The sequence below is a fragment of the Idiomarina sp. MD25a genome, from assembly GCF_001870515.1.
Taxonomy (GTDB): Bacteria; Pseudomonadota; Gammaproteobacteria; order Enterobacterales; family Alteromonadaceae; genus Idiomarina.
On sequence record NZ_MDGT01000003.1, the window covers coordinates 889,643 to 911,836 of the forward strand.

Sequence of the window (22,194 nt, forward strand, 5' to 3'; positions counted from 1 at the left end):
TGTTATAGTTGATCAGCTATTTCTTCGAGAATCTGTGTTGTCCATTGCTCGATACGTTCTTCAGATAAGTCGTACTGTGTGTCTTCGTCAAGGGATAAACCGACGAAGTACTGCTCATCGTCGGTGAGCGCCTTAGAGGCTGCAAAGTCATAGCCTTGATTAGGCCAAAAGCCGATGCGCTTGCAGTCTTTGTCAGCTATGGCATCGTGCAACATGCCGAGCGCATCCTGAAACCAGTCGGTATAGCCCTCTTGATCACCCATGCCATAAAGCGCGACGATTTTACCTTGTAAATTGAGTGGCGTAATATCGTCCCAGTGACTTTCCCAATCTTCTTGAAGCTCACCAAAGTCCCATGTCGATATACCAAAAATAAGGATATCGAACTGCTCTGCCTCTTTTAGCGGCGTGTCTTTAATATCAAATATCGAGACAATGTCTTCGCCAATGGCTTGCTGAATTTTTTCAGCGGCAATTTCTGTATAGCAGGTAGTTGAGCCATAAAACAGGCCGATTTGCAACGACATAACAACCTCGTTGGATAGTTTCGATGGGTGCATTGTAGCAAAAACATCGTTAAAATAACGTCTCAGTAATGCGAAAAAAGGTGATTTGATGTCGTTTAATGCGGTAATAGAGCAGTTAGAAAGTGTCTTCGATCAGGTGTATGTCGACGGAACCGATGACGAGTTATTTGCGAGTGGCTATTTACGAGGCCATTTTGACCTCGTCGTTGCCCGCATGGAAATGAACGATGAAACCGATGCGCAGGCAATTATCCCCAATTTACAAGCCGCCGTGGAGCAAGCGAAACATGAGCTCGCACCCGCAGACCAGACGCACGTTAATAATCTAGTTGAGCAGCTCGACACCGTGGTTCGTAGCGTTTAATTTATGTGATCAGGCGTTGTGGTTGTAAACGCGACCGCGCGTCTTTTGTTAACGGTACTACGCCGCCACTCAATTGTTCGGCAAGTAACTCGGCGAGCACTGGAGCCGAAGTTAAACCGCGCGATCCTAAACCGCAAAACAGCATCAACCCTGGCTGCAACAGCCCTGCTGCTGGTTGATGGTCAGGTGTAGTTGCCCGTACGCTAACGCGATGCCCTGTTACCGTTAAATCTTTGCTCCAAGCTTGTTGAGCGCAATTAGCCAGCGATTCACAGTTGGCCTCATCGGCCGTTGATGAGCTATTCAGATCGGCTTGATCGCGTTCAAACGTTGCGCCGATACAGTGTTCTCCCTGTTGTGCAGGCACCATATAGCCTTTGTAGCATAGCACCGTGGTTAATTGCGCCGTTTCAGCCGATGCACGTACCATCGATATCTGTCCTTTGACCGGTTTTATTTTGAGTGGCGTATCGATAAGGTCAGCGGAGTGATGACCGCCCGCTAACACAACCCGCGCTGTTGTATACTCAGCATCTGTGCCTAAGATGCTCCAGCTCGGACTTGAAGCGGTGTCTTGAGCGGTACTAATACGCTTAACGGTATCGCTAATCCACTCGGGCTGATGTTGTTCAAACAGGGTGCGTACGAAGGCCGCAGGATTAAGCCAGCCCGCATTAGGATACAGCAAACTAGGTTGTTCTATCGCAAGGTGGGCGGCTGACGAACTTTGCTCTGATGTGAGAGGCCGTACTGTCGCTTCGCTGTAGTCACACGCTGTGACTTTATGCATGCGTTCGATACGGGCAGGATTAAACGCGGGTTGCAGCACGCCTGAGGCAAACCAATAACGCTCACGCCAAGGCGTGTAGTAGCTCAGCGCGGTTGATGTTGCTTGCAAGTAGAAACGACTCAATGGCGTACGCTCGGCGTGAAGGAGCGGATATACGGCACCTTGTGGATTACCTGATGCGCCATCAGCTTTACCCTGGCTGATTACGCGGCAGGGAATACTGCGTTGGTGCAATGCCTGCGTCAAACAGGCGCTCGCGATACCACCACCGACCACGGTAATCGGAGTTAAATTGCGACTGGCTTTTACCGTTTGGCTGGGAAAGTGACCGCAGAGCATTTCACGCTTACGACCAAAGCCTTTAACTTTATTAATTGTGAATCCGGCTTCACCGAGTCCGCGCTTGACCACACCGGCGGCGGTAAAGGTGGCAAAGGTCGTATCGCGATGGGCGCTTTGTGCCATGGTTTCGAACAAGGCTGACTGCCACATAGCTGGATTCTTTGCTGGCGCAAAACCATCAAGGAACCAAGCATCAACCCGCGCTGTTAAACAACTTTGCCATTCTTCTAAGATTGTCTCGACATCGCCAATCCATAAATCCAACACCACTCGACCCTGGTCGAAAATCAAGCGATGACAACCAGCCTCCGTCGCAGGGTAGTGAGCGATTAACTCATCAGCCACTTCGGCAACCTCGGGCAATGTAGCGAGGGCTTGCGCTAACTGTTGTTTACTCAGCGGATACTTCTCTACAGTCACAAAGTGCAGACGTGTACAAGGTTGCGCATGAGCGCTAAAATTGAGCCACGTGAGTAAGAAGTTCAGGCCCGTGCCAAAACCCGTTTCTGTCACAACAAAGTCATAATGAACTGGCAAGCTAGCCCAGCGTTCCGGTAATCCATTGTGCCTAAGAAATACGTATCGGCTTTCATCGATACCACTGTCGACAGAAAAGTAAATGTCGTCAAATGCTTGCGAGACGGGGACGCCGGCTTCATTAAATTGAATTTTTGCATGATTTGGCATGCTTAACACCATGAATTCTTACTCAATGATCGCTATAATAACAACTTTCAATCGAATAGTTGATGAGTTTAGAGCGAGTCATTGACGACGCTGGGGTTGGCAAGAAAAATTTTAAACAAAGCAGACCACCTGTTGACCCGTTGTTCGTTACCATACAACATAAGAAAAATTTTAATTTATCGGCCCATCGCCAATACAGGAATAAGTAATGAGAAGAGCTGTGATTACCGGACTCGGCATTGTATCGAGTATCGGAACCAATCAGAAAGAAGTCCTTGAATCGCTACGCACCGGTAAATCGGGCATCGAGCGTTCAGAATCCTTTGCCGAAATGGGGCTACGTTGCCAAGTTTGGGGACCTGTACGTTTAGACGTTAAAGACCACATCGATCGTAAAGCTTTACGTTTCATGGGTGACTCGGCAGCTTACGCCTACATCGCGATGCATCAAGCCATCGAAGACGCAGGTTTGAGCGAAGAGGAAGTGTCTAATCCACGTACAGGTCTTGTCGTGGGCTCGGGCGGCGCATCGGGTGAGCATCAAGTTGCTGCTGCAGATACGCTTCGCGAGCGCGGTGTTAAACGCGTAGGACCTTACATGGTGCCGCGCTGCATGGCATCGACGACCTCGGCCTGTTTGGCGACACCGTTTAAAATCAAAGGCACCAACTACTCCATCAGTTCAGCATGCGCGACTTCTGCGCACTGTATCGGTCATGCACTTGAACTTATCCAGTTTGGTAAGCAAGATCGCGTATTTGCAGGTGGCGGTGAGGAACTGCACTGGACGCTCGGTATGGAATTTGACGCCATGGGCGCGCTGAGCACCAAGTATAATGACACACCAGAAAAAGCTTCACGCACTTACGATCGCGACCGTGATGGTTTCGTTCCAGCCGGTGGCGGCGGTATTTTGGTGATTGAGGAGCTTGAAGCGGCTAAAGCACGTGGCGCAAAAATCTATGCTGAAATCGTCGGTTATGGTGCGACTTCTGACGGCTACGATATGGTGGCTCCGTCGGGCGAAGGTGCTATTCGCTGCATGAAGATGGCGATGGAAACCGTCGACACACCGATCGATTACTTGAATACGCACGGTACCAGCACGCCGGTGGGGGATGTTAAGGAATTAGAAGCGATTCGTGAGGTGTTCCCTGAAAAGACGCCATTTATTAGTGCAACCAAAGCAATGACAGGTCACGCCCTAGGCGCAGCCGGTGTGCATGAGGCCATCTATTCATTATTGATGATGAAAAATGGTTTTGTTACGCCAAGCATCAACATTGATAACCTTGATGAAGCTGCTGAGGGCATGAATATCGTGCGCGAACCGACTGAGGCGAAGCTACGCACTGTTATGTCAAACAGCTTTGGTTTTGGTGGTACCAATGCATCATTGGTACTGCGCGAATATCAAGACTAATCGATTTTGAATCGGTCCCAGCGTATCCATATCGTTGCCGATCAAAATATTCCTGCGTTGCCCGAACTATTGGGCAACGTAGGACACCTCACTTGTTACAGTGAACGGACACCGCCTCCCGAATTACTGCATACCGCTGATGCACTGCTGGTGCGCTCCATCACGCAAGTCGATGCTGCATTACTGCAGCAAGCGCCACAGCTGAAGTTTGTCGCTACCGCAACCATTGGTAAAGAGCACTTAGATACGCAAGCGCTTGCGGCGCGCAATATATACTGGACTAATGCCCCTGGCTGTAATGCTGACTCTGTCGGTGAATATGTTTTGGCGGCTGTGTTACGCGTGTTACGTCAGCAACAGCGACTGCACGAAGTGCTTGATTTAGATGTGGCGATTGTTGGTGCGGGTCATACGGGCAGTGCCGCGGGTCAGCGCCTAGCTGCCTTGGGCATGAATGTACATTACTACGACCCGCCCCTGGCGGCACAGGGCGACAGTCGGGCGCATGCGCACTGGCAGCGCGTACTGACGTCTGACATTATTAGTTTACATGTCCCGTTGATACGTGATGGCTCAAATCCGACACATCATTTGATTGATATTGAAGCGCTTCAGTCGTTGCATCCTGGGCAGTTACTCATTAATGCCTGCCGTGGTGCAGTGGTGGACAATCAGGCAGTCATTGACCGCTGTGAGCAAGGCGAATGCCCGACGTTGGTGTTTGATGTGTTTGAGGGCGAGCCTTCGGTTAACGCGGCTATCTTACCCCACCTTGCTATTGCGACGCCTCATATTGCTGGGCATAGCTTGGAGGGCAAAGTGGGCGGCGCCTATCAAGTCACGGCGGCATTGTGTCGGTACTTTGATATCGCTTTTTCAATGCAATTAAGTGATGTGTTACCGCAACTTGATTGGCGTACTTTGGGGGCTGTCAGCATTCAACGCTTGCCCGATTTAGCGGATTTGGTTTTGTCACTGTATTCGATTGACGAAGACGACCGTATCATGCGTACTGATGGCTTAACGGCGTCAGGTTTTGATCATCTGCGAAAGAATTACCGTAAAGATAATCCTCGTCGACAACTCAACAATCAGCCTATTGCGTGTCATAATGCCGCACAGGTTATACGATTTAGACAGCTTGGCTTTAATGCATACCAAGTTTGTTAAGCTTTAGGAGTAAATATGGCAGAAGGTTTTCGCGTCGCAGTGCTAGGAGCGACAGGGCTCGTTGGTCAACAAATGATTGAAATTTTGCAGCAACGTGACTTTCCCGTCGCGCAGCTGTATCCATTGGCAAGTTCTCGCTCAGTCGGCGCAACGGTCAGTTTTAAGGGTGAAGATATTGAAGTCATCGATGCCGAGACCTTTGATTGGAGTGAGGCAGACATTGGCTTCTTTTCAGCAGGCGGCGCCATTTCAAAAGTATTCGCGCCCAAAGCTGCAGAAGCGGGCTGTGTGGTAATAGACAATACGTCTGAGTTCCGCTACGAACCCGATATTCCATTAGTGGTGCCAGAAGTTAATGGCTGGGCATTGGCTGACTTTAGAAATCGCAATATTATTGCCAACCCGAACTGTTCGACCATCCAGATGATGGTGGCCCTAAAACCTTTACATGAAGCGGTCGGTATTGAGCGAATCAATGTGGCGACCTATCAATCGGTTTCAGGTGCGGGCAAAGAAGCGATGGAAGAATTAGCGAAACAAACCGCTGAACTGTTGAATGCTAAAGAACCTACTATTAGTCAGTTTAGTCGTCAGATCGCGTTTAATTGCATCCCACAAATTGACGTGTTCCAAGATAATGATTACACCAAAGAAGAAATGAAAATGGTGTGGGAAACGCAAAAAATTCTTAATGATCAGAGCATCCGTGTAAATCCGACAGCGGTTCGCGTGCCTGTTTTCTTCGGCCACGCTGAAGCTATTCATATTGAGACGCGACAGCCGATCACTGCTGAATATGCAAAGGAATTATTGCGAGATGCACCGGGTGTTACCTTGTGCGAAGATCGTCAAGAGTTTCCAACCCAAGTCAGTGACGCTGCCGGCAAGGATGACGTATTTGTTGGTCGTATACGCGAAGATATTAGCCATCCCCAAGGACTCAACTTATGGGTGGTTTCAGACAATATTCGTAAGGGTGCAGCGACTAACTCGATTCAGATTGCTGAACTACTAATCAAAGAATACTGGTAAGTACTAGTAATAGTCTTGTGGATTAGCGTAAAGTTTTAACGTTAATCGCCGTTAAATAGACTAGTGAACCGTGGGCAAGAGATCGAACATGAGTGATTCCCAAACAAATGATAATAAAGGGATTATGCAATTGATTAGGCATTTAAAACGAGGCTTCTTTGTGTCGAGCACACTGGTTGCCTTGTCATTTGTTCCGTTGTCTGCCCACGCATTAGTGCAAGATGGCACTATTATTAAGGGACCCAAAGGTGCCGAGTCCACTGATGTGCGCATGGGGCAAGAGCGTTATGGGCCAATTCAGTCCAGTGACACGTTGTGGTCAATAGCCTCTGAGTACCGTCCTCATTCGAGTGTTACGGTTTATCAAACGATGGCAGCGATCGTGCAAGCGAATCCGCGCGCGTTTGTCGACGGCAACATGAACCGTATGCTTGATGGCTTCTACTTGCGCATACCCAGCTTGCAAGAAATCAAAATGGTCAATCCTGAGGCGGCTCGCCGACAGGTTATGGCCGACGAATCATTGCAAGACAAACAGCAGCGCTTATCGGAGATTGAACAGCAAGCACAACAGACAAGGGTTGAGCAACAACAGCTATTAGAACAAGCGCGAGAGAAAGCTGAACAAGCGATTCAACAAGTTGAATCGCGTCAACAGAATAATTTTGCCGACCTGCAGGCGCGGGTTGATGATTCGATGAAAGCTGTCGAACAAGTGTATGCTGAAAATGAATCTATCCAGCAACGCTTGGATGAACTTGCCGAACGTATTTCTACCTTATCCGAACAACTGAAACAGACGGACGGCCTAGAAGCCCAATTTGATCAGTTACTCGAGCAGCAACAAGCATTATTGAGTCAACAACAACAGCAGCAGAGTTCGGGTATGCTTGAGTGGCTTCAGAGCCCGCTCAATATTGCTTTATTATCCATTGTTCCGGCGTTACTCATTTTTGCGCTGATTTATCTATTCTTCTTCCGTCGTAAGAAAAGCGAGACAGATGCATCGGATGCTGAAGAAAAGCAGCAAGAACTCACTGAAGAACAGGCCGCCGAGCAACTTGACCGCGAGCTCATGGGTGGCTCGGTCACGAGTGTCGAGGACAGTGATGGACTGTTCGACCTTGATGATAGTAATGAGCTTGAGGACGATGATGAAGAGGGCGATGACCTTAGTGATTTAGAAGCTGAGTTATCGAACCAAAACACCGACCAAGAAGATGACTTCAGTATTCAGCTCGACAGCGATGATGAAGAAGCGTCAGCTTCAGAAGTAACCGATGACGATGATGTTGATGAGTTGGACCAACAGGTTTTACCTGACGAAGAGCCCGAACAACACGATGAACCGACGCCTGAGCCAGAGTCTGAAGTAGAGCACGCACCAGAAAGCGAGTCAGAAGAGGAAAGTTCAGAATTATCGCAAGATGAACTCGATAAGTTATTTGGTGAAGCGGATAGTGATGAAGCGCCTGCACTTGACCTTGACTTAGAAGATGAGGCTGATGAACAGCCAGAGTCGGAACCTGAATCTGAGCAACAGACAGAAGTCGAGTCACCGAACGAGCCCGAACCAACGCAAGACTCGGAACAAACTTCTACGCCGAGCGAGAAAGCTGAGGCGGAAACTGATAGCCAGCAGGAGTCATCAGAAGCGGAGTCGGATGAGCAGGACACTGCCGATGATGAAGCGGATGAGTTGGTGAGTGATGATATCTTTGACGAACAGGCAGCCGCTGAGGCCTCAGAAGGCGAAGCGGATGACGAGTCTGAGGAAGTCTCTGATGAAGAAGCGGAGTTCGATGACGGCGAGCATGATAACCCGCTTGATGATGCCTTGGCGCAACTGGGTATAGAACCCGATGAACAAGACGACGAGCAGGATATCGACGATGTCTCTGAGGAGGAGATGGATCGGTTGTTGTCTGAATCGGAAGAGTTGGAAGAGTCGCTCAGTGAGTTAACCGAGGATGATGATTCAGATGCGGATGAAATAGACGACGAAGAACTCGAACGCTCTGAACAAGCGGCGGATGAAGCGCTTGATTCGTTGTTTGGTGATAGCGATCTAGTAAATTCGGACTTGGATTCTGCTTCTGATGCAGAGCCTGAATCGGAACCTGATACCGAACAGACCGCTTCAGATAGCGAATATGTTGATATTGACGATTTGATGGAAGAGGCGGATAGCGAGGAAGAAACCGATAATTACACCTCGGAAAATGTCGGTCGTGTATTAGCTGACGAAGATAGCGTGGAAACGTCTCATGATGAGATAAATGAAGCTGACGAAGAGCGTTTAGGGCAGCTCGATTTAGCGCGTGCTTATATTGATATGGATGAAAAAGAGGACGCTGAACAAATACTTGCGGGTTTATCAGAGGGCGATGATGACGTTGCCGATGAAGCACGTACGTTATTGAAGCGTCTGCAATCGGAATAATTAGGTTCGTAAGGGAGTTGTATGCGAATTGCATTGGGACTGGAGTACGACGGACGCGCGTATTATGGATGGCAACGTCAGCGAGAAGTCGATTCAGTTCAGCAGCGTCTTGAGGCGGCGCTCAGTAAAGTGGCCGATGAACCCGTGGAAACTGTTTGCGCAGGACGCACTGATGCAGGGGTTCATGCAACTAACCAAGTGGTGCATTTTGATGTGTCGACCTCGCGCCGAGCGGCTGCTTGGACGCTTGGCGTCAATAGTCACTTGCCGCCTGATATTGCTGTACGGTGGGCACAGCCAGTGGACGACAGTTTTAGCGCGCGATTTAGTGCGACTGCGCGTCGTTACCGTTATATCATCGCCAACAACTCGTTACGACCCGGCATCCATAGTCATGGCGTGAGTCACTATCATCATCCGTTGGATGTAGCCGCTATGCAAGCAGCGACGCCAGCATTATTGGGTGAGCATGACTTTAGTGCTTTTCGTGCCGCGCAATGTCAGTCACATTCGGCTCATCGCGAAGTAACCCACCTCAATGTCCATCGCCGTGGTGATTTCATTATCGTTGATATTAAAGCCAACGCGTTCTTGCATCATATGGTGCGTAATATCGTGGGTAGCCTCATTGTTATTGGTCGTCATCAACAAGATCCCACTTGGCTCGGTGAGCTACTAGCCGGAAAAGACCGCACCAAAGCAGCGGCGACTGCCAAGCCAGGCGGTCTGTACTTGGTCGAAGTGGATTATCCAGACGAATGGCAGCTACCTAAAGCTGAACCCGGTCCGCTTTGGTTTACAGAGTGATAAAAAACAGCGACTGTTACGACCTCTTTGCTTGACCCATTTGTGCTACCATGTAATCTATTCAAAATTTTTTATTAAAGCTGATTAAGCGGACCATTATGAGCTGGATTGAACGTATTCTTGCTAAACCTAAAGTCAACAAACGTCGCAATGTTCCCGAAGGTGTGTGGAGCAAGTGTGCTGCGTGTGATGCTATTTTGTATCGCAACGACTTAGACCGTAGTTTAAATGTGTGCCCTAAATGTGGTCATCACATGCGCTTGACGGGCCGCGAACGGTTACGCATCTTTTTAGATGAGGCAGGCGTCTCAGAAATAGCGGCGGATCTTGAACCTAAAGATATCCTAAAGTTTAAAGACTCGAAAAAGTACAAGGACCGCATTGCAGCAGCCCAGAAAAGTAGTGGCGAAAAAGATGCATTGATTGCACAACGCGGAACGGTATTAGGCGTTCCCGTGGTCGCTGTAGCGTTTGACTTCAACTTTATGGGGGGCTCGATGGCCTCCGTAGTAGGCGCTAAGTTCGTGCAAGCCGCTGAGCTGTGCTTAGAACACAATCTACCATTGGTGTGCTTCTCGGCATCCGGTGGTGCGCGTATGCAAGAGGCTTTGATGTCGTTGATGCAAATGGCAAAAACCTCTGCAGCCTTGGCTAAAATGAGCGAAGCAGGTCTGCCGTACATCTCTATTCTGACCGATCCGACCATGGGTGGAGTGAGTGCAAGTTTGGCAATGCTCGGCGATATCCATATTGCTGAGCCTAAAGCATTGATTGGCTTTGCTGGTCCTCGTGTCATTGAACAGACGGTACGCCAAACCTTGCCTGAGGGTTTTCAGCGTGCTGAGTTCCTACTAGAACATGGCGCCATTGATATGATTGTTGATCGTCGCGAGATGCGTTCAACGGTGGCACGTTTGTTAGCTAAATTCCAAAACCTAGAAAGCCCGGCACAAAGCGAAATGGAAGCAGCTGATTTGTGATGAGCGAGCACATGATAGCCCCGACAGCGAATAGCTCGCTGTCGGACTGGCTGACCTACCTTGAAAAAATACATCCAACCGAAATTGACCTTGGCCTAGAGCGCTCGCATCAAGTGCGCGATCGTGCCGCAATCGCACAACCCGCTCGTTTTACTATTACTGTCGCGGGTACCAACGGCAAAGGCAGTACCGTAGCGATGTTATCCTCAGTGCTGCAGCAAGCCGGCTATAAAGTGGGTGTTTACACATCGCCCCATCTAGTGGATTACCGGGAGCGCGTGCAAATCAATGACGCACTCTTATCCGAGGCGGACCATGCCGCCGCTTTTGCTGCGATTAATGACGCCCGCCAAGGAACCTCGTTGACTTATTTCGAGATGGGCACATTGGCGGCGCTTTGGTTAATGCAACGTGCTGAACTCGATGTGGCCATTCTTGAGGTGGGTTTAGGTGGTCGGCTAGATGCTGTGAATGTCGTGGACGCTGATGTAGCTGTTATCACCAGTATCGGCATTGATCATGTGCAATTTCTCGGTGATAACCGAGAAAAAATAGGTTTTGAAAAGGCCGGAATCGCACGCGCAAATACACCGTTAATCTGTGGCGATAGCTATCCACCGAAGAGTATAGCTGCCCATGCCTCATCAATCAGTGCGGATCTGAAGCAAGTGGGGCGTGATTTTTCAAGTAAGCGATACGATGAGCACTGGCATTATTACGGCTTGAACGTTAACTTGTTTGAGTTACCGTTGCCGAAGCTACCTCTAGTGAACGCTGTAACAACGTTAGCGGCGTTAGAATGCTTACCGCTGGCGGTCAGTGCAGATGCCATTAAACTCGGTTTAGCTAAAGCGTCGCTGATGGGGCGTATGCAGCGATTACGTTATCAGCAGGTTGATGTGTTGCTTGACGTTGCTCACAATGGTCATGCGGCAAATTACGTGGCGCAGCAATTAGCGCGCACGCCGCATCCCGAGATCATAGCTGTCGTGGGAATGCTGAAAGACAAAGATGCCAATAGCGTGTTTGAAGCGTTAACGCCCCATATTACTGAATGGGCGTTAGGCACCTTGCATGAACCGCGCGGCAATACGGCCGAGCAACTGGCTGCTTGTGAGGCGCTTAATAAAGCCCAAGTAAGCTGCTTTGAGGGTGTTGAAGCGGCTTTTGATTTTGCCGTAGAGCGCGCACAGCAGAAAAACGCACTGGTTTTCGCGTTTGGCTCGTTTTACACTGTAGGGCATATTTTCGCAAAAATTAATTCGTCTAACGAATAGGAGTTCAACTTGGCAAGTCGGTTGCAAAACAGAATTGTGGGCTCCCTCATTTTGGTCGCGCTCGCGGTTATCATCTTACCAGATGTTTTGGATGGTAAAAAAACGGAAGCGGTTGAAGACTTCGAAACGATCCCCTTGAAACCAGAACAGAGTGCTTCGCTGCAGGCACCGACCGAGTTTGAGCCTCAGCCCGTTGCGGCGAGTGAGCAGCAGAACGATGAAGTGACAGCGGATGATGCGCCAACAGTTGACGCGCAAAAGCAAGTGAAAGCACCGCAACGTGAAATGAAATCAGTGACACTGAGCGGCGATGCTTACGTTATCCAGCTCGGTGCTTTTAGTAATCGCGACAGCGTGTTGGCATTACAAAAGCAGTTGCAAGATAAAGGTTTTGCGGTATTTATCGAGCCAGGTGGAAGCCAAGGTCAATTGACTAAGCTCATGGTTGGTCCTGACACATCTAAGCAAGCGCTGGAACAGCAACTGAGTGCGCTTAAAGAGTTGACCGGTCTACAAGGCAAGGTATTAAGCTATAAACCGTAAAGAAATAAAAAAAGCCGCATTTTTAATTCGATTCTGTTAAAATCTGCACACTTTTTCAGTGCGACTGAGTGCTTATGCTCTGGATAGATTACGCAATCATCATCATTATCACCATTTCAACCTTGGTGAGTTTGATTCGAGGCTTTGTTAAGGAAGCTGTATCTTTAGTGATATGGATAGCTGCCTTTGTTATATCGAGTCAGTTCTACAAAGATTTAGCCGTATATTTTACTGAAATCCAAGATCCGCTTGTCCGAAATGCGGCCGCTATTGCCGCCTTATTTGTTGCTACGCTGATAATCGGCGCCATCCTCAACTACATCCTTTCGAAACTCGTTCAACATACTGGACTGTCTGGTACAGATCGAGTGCTTGGTTTAGTGTTTGGTGCGCTTCGAGGTGTATTAATCGTGAGTGCATTGTTGTTCTTCATGGACTCATTTACCACCCTCTCGAATAGTGAGTGGTGGCGGGAGTCGGTATTGATACCGCATTTTGGCGTGTTTATTCAGTGGTTTTTTGAATATCTAGAAAGCAGTTCAAGTTTTTTAGTCCCGCAATCAGTCTAAGAGGGTCGTAAAGTTATGTGTGGTATCGTTGGTATCGTCGGCAAACAGCCGGTCAATCAAGCGCTGTATGACGGCTTAACCATGCTCCAACACCGCGGACAGGATGCTGCCGGCATCATGACGGTGGATGAGTACAATACATTGCGCTTACGCAAGGCCAATGGTTTGGTGCGTGATGTATTTCATACACGTCATATGCATCGTCTCGCCGGCAATGTCGGTATTGGTCACGTGCGTTATCCGACAGCGGGCAGCTCAAGTTCTGCTGAGGCACAACCGTTCTATGTTAATTCACCCTTCGGCATTGCCATGGCGCACAATGGTAACCTAACGAATGCTTCGGATGTGCATGCTCACTTATTTAAAACCGCGCGTCGCCATATTAATACAACGTCGGATTCTGAGATATTATTGAACGTATTTGCCAACGAGCTCGATAAAAATGAAAGTCTTGAACTCAGTGCAGATGACGTGTTTAGAACGATTACCGCAGTACATCGTAAAGTGCGTGGTGCTTATGCCGTTGTATCGATGATCCTAGGCCATGGCTTGGTTGCTTTTCGCGACCCGTGGGGCATTCGTCCACTTGCACTCGGTAAGCGTGAGACGGCTGAAGGTGACGAATATATTGTTGCCTCAGAGAGTGTGGCGATCGATGGTACGGGCTTCAAATATGTACGCGACGTAGAGCCAGGTGAGGCGATTTATATCACCAACGATGGTCAACTTTTCTCGCGTCAGTGTGCGGATAAGCCAAAACACTGCCCTTGTATTTTTGAGTATGTCTATTTTGCGCGTCCTGACTCGTTTATTGATGGTATTTCTGTGTATGCATCACGCGTGAACATGGGACGTAAATTGGGCGAAAAACTCAAACGTGACTACGCCGATCTCGATATTGATGTAGTGATTCCAATCCCTGAAACCAGTTGTGATATCGCGTTAGAGATTGCTAGCGTACTCGACCTCCCGTACCGCCAAGGCTTCGTTAAAAATCGCTATATTGGTCGTACCTTTATCATGCCGGGTCAAACACAGCGCCGTAAGTCAGTGCGTCGTAAACTGAATGCGATCAGTGCTGAGTTTAAGGGCAAAAACGTGTTATTGGTCGATGACTCTATAGTTCGAGGCACCACTTCTGAGCAAATTATCGAGATGGCACGGGAAGCGGGTGCTAAGCGCGTTTATTTTGCCTCAGCGGCGCCTGAAATTCGCTTCCCTAACGTTTACGGTATCGACATGCCAAGCGCTAATGAATTGATTGGTCATGGTCGTGAAAGTAACGAAATTTGCGAGATGATCGGTGCTGATGGGCTTATTTATCAGGACTTAGACGATCTTGTAGCGGCCGTTGGAGAAGAGAACACCAACGTTCAACGTTTTGAAACATCAGTATTCAGCGGTGAATACATTACGGGCGATATTAACCAAGACTATTTGGATGAACTTGATGCTGCTCGCAATGATATGGCGAAAGCACAGCGCGATGGTGGTGGTGATGCTAACCTCGAGCTACATAACGACAATGATTAACCAGGTCGGTTACCAAAAAGGGGCGCTTTGAGCGCCCCTTTTTTATGTCATCTTTTCGACTTAGTCTTGTTGGAACGGGTATACCGAACCGAGTTTTAAGATTTGCGTTAACTCATCAAGCGCAGAACGCGACTCTTCGAGCAACGCAGGGTCACGTAAGTCGTCAACGGCAAGCTCTTCGCGATAGTGTTTATCAACCCACTGAGTTAAGCGTTGATACAGCTCATCGCTCATCAAACAGTTCGGATTAGCGGCTTTAAGCTCTTCGTCGTTGAGCGCTACTCGTAGACGTAAACAGGCAGGTCCACCACCGTTACGCATACTTTGTTTAACGTCAAAGAACTCAACGCGCTTGATAGGGTTATCGCGCTGCACCAGTGACTCAAGATAAGCTTTTACACGCGGGTTTTCTTGACACTCGGTCGGTGCAATGAGGGTCATGATGCCATCCGGCGGTGTAATCAACTGGGTGTTAAACAAATAAGTTGATACAGCGTCCTGTACGCTCACCTCATCGGTTTTAACTTCGATGAAGTGCACTGGGGTATCGCCAAACTTTTGTTGGATTTCAGCGAATTTCTGCTCGGTATTACGGAATGCCTGCTCGTGATAGAACAATACGTTTTGGTTACCCACGGCAATAACGTCGTTATGAAACACGCCTTGGTCGATAACATCGGGGTTTTGCTGCAGATAAACGGTGTTGTCATCAGTTAGACCATGCAAGCGAGCGATGGCTTGAGATGCTTCCAACGTTTGCCGCGCAGGGAACTTTTGCGGTGCAGGTTGGGTACTATCAAATGCGCAACGACCGTAAGTAAAGATTTCAACACCGGCATGACCGTATTGTTCACATAAACGCGTGTGGTTTGCTGCGCCTTCATCGCCAAAGTGCTCGTTATCAGGCAGGTGAGTGTGATGCTCGAAATAACGTTCATGTGCAAACATGGCTTTAAGAATATTGCCACTGGTTACTGGCTCGAGTGAGCGGTGAAACTTATTCGTTAAGTTAGCCGGTGTAAAATGCACTTTGCCATTTGCTGTATCGGCACTGGGTGATACAGTCGCTGCGTTGGCGGTCCACATGCTTGATGCTGAGCATACCGCTTGGAAAATAGCCGGTGCTTCGGTTGCCGCTTTATATAATACTTCGCCATCGGTACCTGTGAAGCCCAGGCGTCGCAACGCATAAATATCTGGACGTTCTTGTGGCGCCAAAACACCTTGCTTCATGCCCATGTCGTGTAGCGCTTTCATCTTCATTAGCCCTTGTAGGGCGGCGCTTTTAGGGCTAGAAACAGCCTTTGCGTTGGCTAGCGAGGCAACGTTGCCGAATGACAAACCAGCGTAATTGTGAGTCGGACCGACAAGGCCGTCATAATTCACTTCAAAGTGTTGCATAGTCACGTATTCGCGCTCCTTTCGGGGGGGCTACTGTTTAGCCTGATATGATCGAATTAGAATTATTATACGTTGTTAATAACGGCTTGTAAGCCTTTATTTTCGTGGGCTTACTGAAAATTATGAGAGTCTGACTGTTTATCTAAATTGTGCGAATTTTTATCAAATGCACAGGTTATGGTTGTTTCTTAAGAAAATAACCGATATATCTTAAAAAAGGCAGAATCATCGGGTTGCCACTTGTATTTCAGTGGTTATGAACCTATATCGTCTGACAGTTAAAGAAAAGAGAAGCTAAACTCTATGGCGAAATCGCTCGTTATTGTCGAGTCCCCGGCAAAAGCCAAAACAATTAATAAATACCTGGGTAACGATTTTATCGTGAAATCCAGCGTAGGGCATGTGCGCGACCTTCCTACCAAGGCGGTAGAAAAGGTACCGAGCAAATCGGCGGCGGAAGTCCGCAAAATGTCGCCGGAGGACAAAGCGGCGTACCAACAGCAACGAGACTTTAAACGTTTGGTTGCGCGAATGGGGATCGATCCCGAGCATGATTGGGATGCGCACTATGAAGTGTTGCCCGGTAAGGAAAAAGTAGTCAAGGAACTCACTCAGCTCGCGAAAAAGTCGGACAAAGTTATCCTCGCAACGGATTTGGACCGCGAAGGGGAAGCGATCGCCTGGCACTTGCGTGAACTGTTGGGTGGCGAAAACGACCGATATCAACGTGTGGTTTTTAACGAAATTACCAAAAATGCGATCCAAGATGCTTTCTCGCACCCAGCACAACTCAACTTGGATCGCGTCAATGCACAACAAACACGTCGATTTTTAGACCGTGTTGTGGGTTTCATGGTATCGCCTTTGTTATGGAAGAAAATTGCCCGCGGGCTATCTGCCGGACGCGTGCAGTCCGTTGCCGTTCGCTTGGTGGTCGAACGCGAGCGTGAGATTAAAGCCTTTGTTCCGGAAGAGTATTGGGATGTACACGCGGATTTAGCCACACAAGCTAAAGACGATCTGCGCATGCAGGTCGTGAAGCAAGCCGGAGAGAGCTTCAGACCGGCGAACAAAGAACAGACTGACGCGGCATTGGCACAGTTAAAAGACGCCGAATACGAAGTTATTGCACGCGAAGACAAACCCACGTCGAGCAAGCCATCGGCTCCGTTTATCACTTCGACGTTGCAGCAGTCAGCCAGTACGCGTTTAGGTTTTGGTGTAAAGAAAACCATGACCTTGGCACAGCGCTTGTATGAAGCGGGTCACATTACCTACATGCGTACCGACTCAACTAATTTGAGTGCGGATGCAGTGAGCGCGTGTCGTGATTACATAGAAAAGAGCTTTGGCGCTAATTACTTGCCGAAACAACCGAATCGCTATGGTTCAAAAGAGGGTGCACAAGAAGCGCACGAGGCGATTCGTCCTTCGGATGTGAATATCAAGGCCGATAAGTTGGGGAGCATGGATCGTGATGCTCAGCGCCTGTACGAATTGATTTGGCGTCAGTTTGTGGCTTGCCAAATGGTACCGGCAAAATACGATAGCACGACACTGATTGCGCAAGCGGGTGAGTTTGAGCTTAAAGCTCGTGGTCGCGTGATGCGTTTTGCGGGTTGGACCAAGGTGCTACCGCCGTCATCGTCGAAGAAAGACGGAGATATGACCTTACCTGATATCGGTAAAGGTGAAATCCTTGCACTCAACCAATTAGATCCGCAACAACACTTCACCAAGCCACCTGCGCGCTACAGTGAGGCATCGTTGGTAAAAGAGCTCGAGAAGCGTGGCATTGGTCGCCCTTCGACCTATGCATCGATTATCTCAACGATTCAGGACCGCGGATACGTCAAGGTCGATAATCGCCGCTTTTTCGCCGAAAAAATGGGTGAAATCGTTAACGATCGACTCATTGAAAACTTTACCGAGTTAATGAATTACAACTTTACCGCGGAGATGGAGCAGGCGCTCGATGACATTGCCGCAGGCAAACGTAATTGGAAAGAAACGCTCGATAAGTTTTACGAGGACTTTAAAGCAAATCTCGAACAAGCCGAGCGCGACCCGAATGAAGGCGGTATGCGCGGCAACCAAATGGTCATGACCGATATTGAGTGTCCTAAATGTGGTCGTGAAATGGGCATTCGCACGGCATCAACGGGTGTTTTCTTGGGTTGTTCAGGTTACAACTTGCCGCCGAAGGAACGCTGTACTCAAACGCTCAACTTAACGCCAGGCGAAGAGGCGGTGAAGGTCACTGACGAGGATGAGCGCGAGACTGAAGCACTGCGAGCCAAAAAGCGTTGCGCTAAATGCGGTACAGCAATGGATAGTTACCTCATTGATGAGAAGCGCAAGTTACATGTGTGTGGTAATAACCCCACCTGTGATGGCTACCTCATTGAGCAAGGTGAGTTTCGTATTAAGGGCTATGATGGGCCGACCATTGAGTGTGACAAATGCGGTTCGGAGATGCAGCTTAAGACTGGACGGTTTGGTAAATACTTCGACTGTACCAATGATGAGTGTAAAAACACGCGTAAGCTATTACGCAATGGTGAGCCCGCACCACCGAAAGAAGATCCCGTACCGTTGCCTGAGCTTCCGTGCGAGGATTCGGACGCGTACTTTGTGTTACGTGATGGCGCTTCAGGTATTTTCTTATCAGCGAACACCTTTCCTAAGTCGCGTGAGACGCGAGCGGTTAAGGTCAAGGAGCTTGCGCGGTTTAAAGACCGTTTGCCTGACAAGTTTAAGTATCTTGCCGAAGCGCCACAGGAAGATGACGAGGGTAACGAGGCTATCGTTCGCTTCTCGCGGAAAAACAAAGAGCAATACGTGGTGACCGAGGTCCATAAAAAGCAGACCGGTTGGAAGGCTCACTACAAGGGTGGCAAGTGGGTCATCGATAAAAAATAATCCATCACTGACTAAACGAAGGGGCGATCGGGTATCGCCCCTTTTTTATGCGCTTTATAAAGTTTGGGGTATTGAATTAACCCAACTGAGTAAAGGTCATGATCCTGCAAAAACTAACCTGCTATTTAGTGCTGATTGCCGCACTGACGAGTGGCGTGGCACCCATCAGTATGGCGCAAGATTGCCTATCACTTGATTTAGGTCCCGCTGAGTTTGATCAGCCGATGCAGTGGCAATCACAAAGCCAGGGCGTTGCTGCGATGGTTAGAGCTGGGCTACTCGAGCCGCAGGTTATAAAGCTATTAAAGCAACATTTAGCGATTAAGGTTGTCGATTGGCAGGCGTCGCATCATCATCAATGGCCAACGGATTACTTGCTTGAGGCGGACAATTGGCAAGGCTTTTTTACCCGTCTACTTAAGCCATTTGGTCTGCAACTCGTGCTCTACGCCAATCAAGGCGCCGTGGTGCGCTATCAGGAATCGCCGTTGTGAGTTATTTGCGTGTTGTATCCACGTTGCTCGGCGGTCTGCTCTGCGTAGCGTGCAGTTATGACCCGGCTGCCCTTATCGCAGAGGCTGACGCCCTAGCCGAACAACAGCATCAGCATTTAGCGAGCGAATACGGCTATCAACTTGCCCCAGAACCACCAGAGATCGTGGTAAAGAGCGACCAGTTTTACGTACCTGCTTTGGCAAAAAGTTCGATAGATAAGCCGATTTGGTACAGCCAACCGTTACAAACGCAACTTAGTAAAGTCCCGTTGTTACAAGCGTTACAAACTGTTTTCACACCGCTCAATGTTGCGGTTTTACTCGATCCGGAAATTCAGCCCGATACGCTGATATCGAGTCATTTTACTGGCACAGTCGGCGAATGGCTTGCTTGGCTCAGTAATGGACAGCAGCTGTTTATTGAGTATGAACCCTATGCGGTTCATCTAAAGCGATATCAAGTAAAGCGTTATGATTTAGCGTTTCTAGCCGGTATGACACAGTTTTCGCTGAATGAACAAGGTTCTCAGCGATCGTCTAACGACGCGGCAGGACAGCTGGGTTTTAAGTCAGGCGATAAACCGGCTTGGGATGAGCTGAAAGCCGCTATCACGCTAATGTTGTCTGATAGTGGCGAGGTCGCCCTCAACGCAAATGCCAGCGCCTTACTGGTGAAAGATACACCGAGTGTGATTAAGCAAGTGGATAGTTACATTGCACAGTTGAACAATAGTTTAACTCGACAAGTTGCATTAGATGTCCAAGTGGTCGAAATTCGCTTTAGCGATAACGAGCAATACACCGTTGATTGGTCGAGTGTCAGACGAAACAGTCAGGGCGCACCTTGGTTAACCTCTCAAAATGGTTCAGAAAATTGGCTGCAACAGGCCGCGGGACGCTTTATTCTGAGCCCATTAAATGGTTCGCGTAATTCAGTTGAAGTGTTAGTGCAGGCGTTGCAAAAGCAGGGTCATGTCAAAGTGAGCCACCACCCGCGTTTACTGACATTAAACCACCAAATCGCTCAACTTTTGGTTGAAGAAGAGCAAGCTTATTTGGCTGAATCGGAAGTGAGTAGTACGCCTTATGTGGGACAACAGCAGCGACTCAAACCGGGCCGCGTGACAACGGGATTCCGACTATTTGTACTGCCGAACATTCTAGAAAGAGATGTCTTGTTACATTTATCTTCTCAAATGAGTGCGTTGCAGGGCATGAGTGTGGTGCAGTCTGGCGATAACATGATTCAGACTCCCCATACCGCTCGCAAACACTTTTTCTTAAAGGCTTTGGTTGGTCACTCAGAAACTTTGTTGCTGACGGGCTTTCGAAATCAACAAACCGAAGCAGGCCGAACCCGTTCGGGGGTGAGCTGGCTACTGGGTGGTGGGCAGCAACAAAAGCAACAGAATAGTGAAACGCTACTACTCATTACTCCGCGCATTGTAGGAGTCGCGAATGAGTGATTGGGTTACGCAAAGTTTTCGCTTGCGACTGGGCAATAAGAAGCCATCACATAAGCAATTGTTAGCGACCGTTGCGCAGTGGAACTATCCCTACTGTGGTTTGGTGTTCTTCATGCAGCAGTGGTGGCTGAGTTTAAGTCACCAACCCGGCCTCGATATTTTATTTTGTGCGCGCAATGATTGGCCGCAGGAACGTATTTTCGGCTGGATTATTGCAGACATAAAGCCGGCTCGGTTAGTCGTTTGGCAAGGCGAACGGCTGGCTGCAATCGAACAGGGCGAAGTGGAAAGCTTAATTAAGCGCGTCGGTGTTTGGCAAACTGAATATCCGAAGTCTCAGAGCCCAGAGTATTGGTATTGGTGTTCGTGCCAACCTGCACCTGATGATTGGCCGGGATTGGTAATGCAGGAAAAACAATGTTCAGAAAGCTTCATTCGATTGGCGCCCGCGGAGCGCATGGCGAAACGTGTTTCCTCATTGATCAAGTGGACAGTGAGTTTTACTGCAATCGTTGTGTTGGCAGCGCTTGTTGGCTTCATAACGCTGTTTGACGCGCCGCAACATGACTCGAGCCAGATTGAGCCTAAGGTCGTCAAACAGCTCGATCATGTGCTGGTGATCGATAAACTCGGGCAACTGATGAGTCGTCCGTATTTTGAGCGGCAACAGTTGGTGCAGATCGAAGTGGCGCGCTCGGGTATTCGTCTGACATGGCAGCAGGCGGCGATATCGAATACGTCGCCACGCTCTGCTATACGCCAAGAGACATTACCCGCGCCGTTAAAAGCTTATCAGGTATCGCAGAACAGTCAGCTGCTATCCAGCAATGACCTATTAGATGACTATCGCCAACAGTTTTATGACGCGCAAATTGTTACCAAAGGTGCTACGCAATGGCAACTTACCTACGACATGATGTCTTATCGACACCTCCAACAATTAGCGGCGTGGCTGGCAATACACCCTGAACTGATACTTTCTTCCTTATCAATGAGGTACCAACATGGCTACTGGTCTGTGCAATGGACGCTGGACTATCCGTTGGTTCAGCCCACTTAGTTTTGTTGTGTTGTGTTCATTTCCAGTGCTCGCGCAGCAACACGACATTGAAGCTGAATCTAAGCCAAATGTGACACAGCAATGGCAAGCGGAGCTGCAAGCTTATCAAGATTGGCAAGCGGCAATGGAACACAAAAAGCGCGAGTTAGCCCTTGCGGAGTTGCAATTAAATTGGCTTAAAAAACAAGTGGAGATCGCTCATCAACAGCGGCTCTTACAACCGACAGTACGTAAAAAGGGGGTTGAACCGAGTAATTGTATTCGTGTAGCCAACCACGATTGGCAATTACAGCGTGATGCGACCCACTGGTATTGGGGATCGCTGATTGACGCAGAACATGACTCACAAAGGAGGTGCTTTTGA

Annotated in this window: 19 protein-coding genes; 16 read left to right on the forward strand and 3 right to left on the reverse strand. The window is 48.8% G+C overall.

The features are described from left to right. Positions 1-2: 2 nt before the first annotated feature. The gene (fldB, locus tag BFR57_RS08195; RefSeq protein WP_216096911.1) at positions 3-527 is read right to left on the reverse strand and encodes a flavodoxin FldB; all 525 of its coding nucleotides are present in this window, start codon (positions 525-527) and stop codon (positions 3-5) included. Between the two features lie 88 nt (positions 528-615). Between fldB and BFR57_RS08200 the strand changes: the two genes are divergently transcribed. Next, on the forward strand, positions 616-891 hold the full coding sequence (locus tag BFR57_RS08200) for a YfcL family protein (protein WP_083405091.1): 276 nt from the start codon (positions 616-618) through the stop codon (positions 889-891). A 1-nt stretch (position 892) separates the two neighbouring features. Here BFR57_RS08200 and mnmC read toward each other — a convergent pair whose 3' ends face one another. Beyond that, a complete protein-coding gene (gene mnmC / locus BFR57_RS08205; RefSeq protein WP_071463503.1) occupies positions 893-2,710 on the reverse strand; it encodes a bifunctional tRNA (5-methylaminomethyl-2-thiouridine)(34)-methyltransferase MnmD/FAD-dependent 5-carboxymethylaminomethyl-2-thiouridine(34) oxidoreductase MnmC in 1,818 nt (605 codons plus the stop codon). A gap of 208 nt (positions 2,711-2,918) precedes the next feature. On the opposite strand from mnmC, the gene fabB reads away from it, so the two are divergent. The 10 genes from fabB to purF all read left to right on the forward strand — a co-directional run bounded on the left by fabB (position 2,919) and on the right by purF (position 14,487). Then, complete coding sequence (fabB, locus tag BFR57_RS08210; protein WP_071463504.1) at positions 2,919-4,133, forward strand: beta-ketoacyl-ACP synthase I; 1,215 nt, start codon at positions 2,919-2,921, stop codon at positions 4,131-4,133. A 6-nt stretch (positions 4,134-4,139) separates the two neighbouring features. Then, positions 4,140-5,303, forward strand: a complete 1,164-nt coding sequence (locus BFR57_RS08215) for a 4-phosphoerythronate dehydrogenase (RefSeq protein WP_253183615.1) — start codon at positions 4,140-4,142, stop codon at positions 5,301-5,303. A gap of 15 nt (positions 5,304-5,318) precedes the next feature. Then, positions 5,319-6,335 (forward strand): aspartate-semialdehyde dehydrogenase, encoded by a 1,017-nt coding sequence (locus tag BFR57_RS08220; RefSeq protein ID WP_071463505.1) that lies wholly within the window; start codon positions 5,319-5,321, stop codon positions 6,333-6,335. Between the two features lie 88 nt (positions 6,336-6,423). After that, positions 6,424-8,778, forward strand: a complete 2,355-nt coding sequence (locus BFR57_RS08225; protein WP_071463506.1) for a FimV/HubP family polar landmark protein — start codon at positions 6,424-6,426, stop codon at positions 8,776-8,778. Positions 8,779-8,799: 21 nt separating this feature from the next. Beyond that, positions 8,800-9,585: a tRNA pseudouridine(38-40) synthase TruA gene (truA, locus tag BFR57_RS08230; protein WP_071463507.1), complete on the forward strand. Its 786-nt coding sequence runs from the start codon at positions 8,800-8,802 to the stop codon at positions 9,583-9,585. A 98-nt stretch (positions 9,586-9,683) separates the two neighbouring features. After that, positions 9,684-10,565, forward strand: a complete 882-nt coding sequence (gene accD, locus BFR57_RS08235; protein WP_071463508.1) for an acetyl-CoA carboxylase, carboxyltransferase subunit beta — start codon at positions 9,684-9,686, stop codon at positions 10,563-10,565. Positions 10,566-10,576: 11 nt separating this feature from the next. After that, complete coding sequence (gene folC / locus BFR57_RS08240; protein ID WP_253183616.1) at positions 10,577-11,842, forward strand: bifunctional tetrahydrofolate synthase/dihydrofolate synthase; 1,266 nt, start codon at positions 10,577-10,579, stop codon at positions 11,840-11,842. 9 nt (positions 11,843-11,851) lie between these two features. After that, positions 11,852-12,385 (forward strand): SPOR domain-containing protein, encoded by a 534-nt coding sequence (locus tag BFR57_RS08245; RefSeq protein ID WP_071463510.1) that lies wholly within the window; start codon positions 11,852-11,854, stop codon positions 12,383-12,385. Positions 12,386-12,459: 74 nt separating this feature from the next. Further along, positions 12,460-12,954 (forward strand): CvpA family protein, encoded by a 495-nt coding sequence (locus tag BFR57_RS08250; RefSeq protein ID WP_071463511.1) that lies wholly within the window; start codon positions 12,460-12,462, stop codon positions 12,952-12,954. A gap of 15 nt (positions 12,955-12,969) precedes the next feature. Continuing rightward, entirely contained in the window at positions 12,970-14,487 is a 1,518-nt protein-coding gene (purF, locus tag BFR57_RS08255) for an amidophosphoribosyltransferase (protein ID WP_071463512.1), read from the forward strand. 60 nt (positions 14,488-14,547) lie between these two features. Here the strand turns inward: purF and astB are convergent, their stop codons facing one another. Then, on the reverse strand, positions 14,548-15,888 hold the full coding sequence (gene astB, locus BFR57_RS08260) for an N-succinylarginine dihydrolase (protein ID WP_071463513.1): 1,341 nt from the start codon (positions 15,886-15,888) through the stop codon (positions 14,548-14,550). Positions 15,889-16,191: 303 nt separating this feature from the next. Between astB and topA the strand changes: the two genes are divergently transcribed. The 5 genes from topA to BFR57_RS08285 all read left to right on the forward strand — a co-directional run bounded on the left by topA (position 16,192) and on the right by BFR57_RS08285 (position 22,194). Beyond that, complete coding sequence (gene topA / locus BFR57_RS08265; protein WP_071463514.1) at positions 16,192-18,810, forward strand: type I DNA topoisomerase; 2,619 nt, start codon at positions 16,192-16,194, stop codon at positions 18,808-18,810. 98 nt (positions 18,811-18,908) lie between these two features. Next, positions 18,909-19,304 (forward strand): hypothetical protein, encoded by a 396-nt coding sequence (locus BFR57_RS08270; protein WP_071463515.1) that lies wholly within the window; start codon positions 18,909-18,911, stop codon positions 19,302-19,304. Then, a complete protein-coding gene (locus tag BFR57_RS08275; protein WP_071463516.1) occupies positions 19,301-20,770 on the forward strand; it encodes a hypothetical protein in 1,470 nt (489 codons plus the stop codon). Before BFR57_RS08270 ends, BFR57_RS08275 begins: the two co-directional genes overlap by 4 nt. Continuing rightward, entirely contained in the window at positions 20,763-21,830 is a 1,068-nt protein-coding gene (locus tag BFR57_RS08280) for a hypothetical protein (protein WP_071463517.1), read from the forward strand. Before BFR57_RS08275 ends, BFR57_RS08280 begins: the two co-directional genes overlap by 8 nt. After that, on the forward strand, positions 21,775-22,194 hold the full coding sequence (locus BFR57_RS08285; protein WP_143441063.1) for a hypothetical protein: 420 nt from the start codon (positions 21,775-21,777) through the stop codon (positions 22,192-22,194). The genes BFR57_RS08280 and BFR57_RS08285 overlap by 56 nt, the downstream gene beginning before the upstream one ends.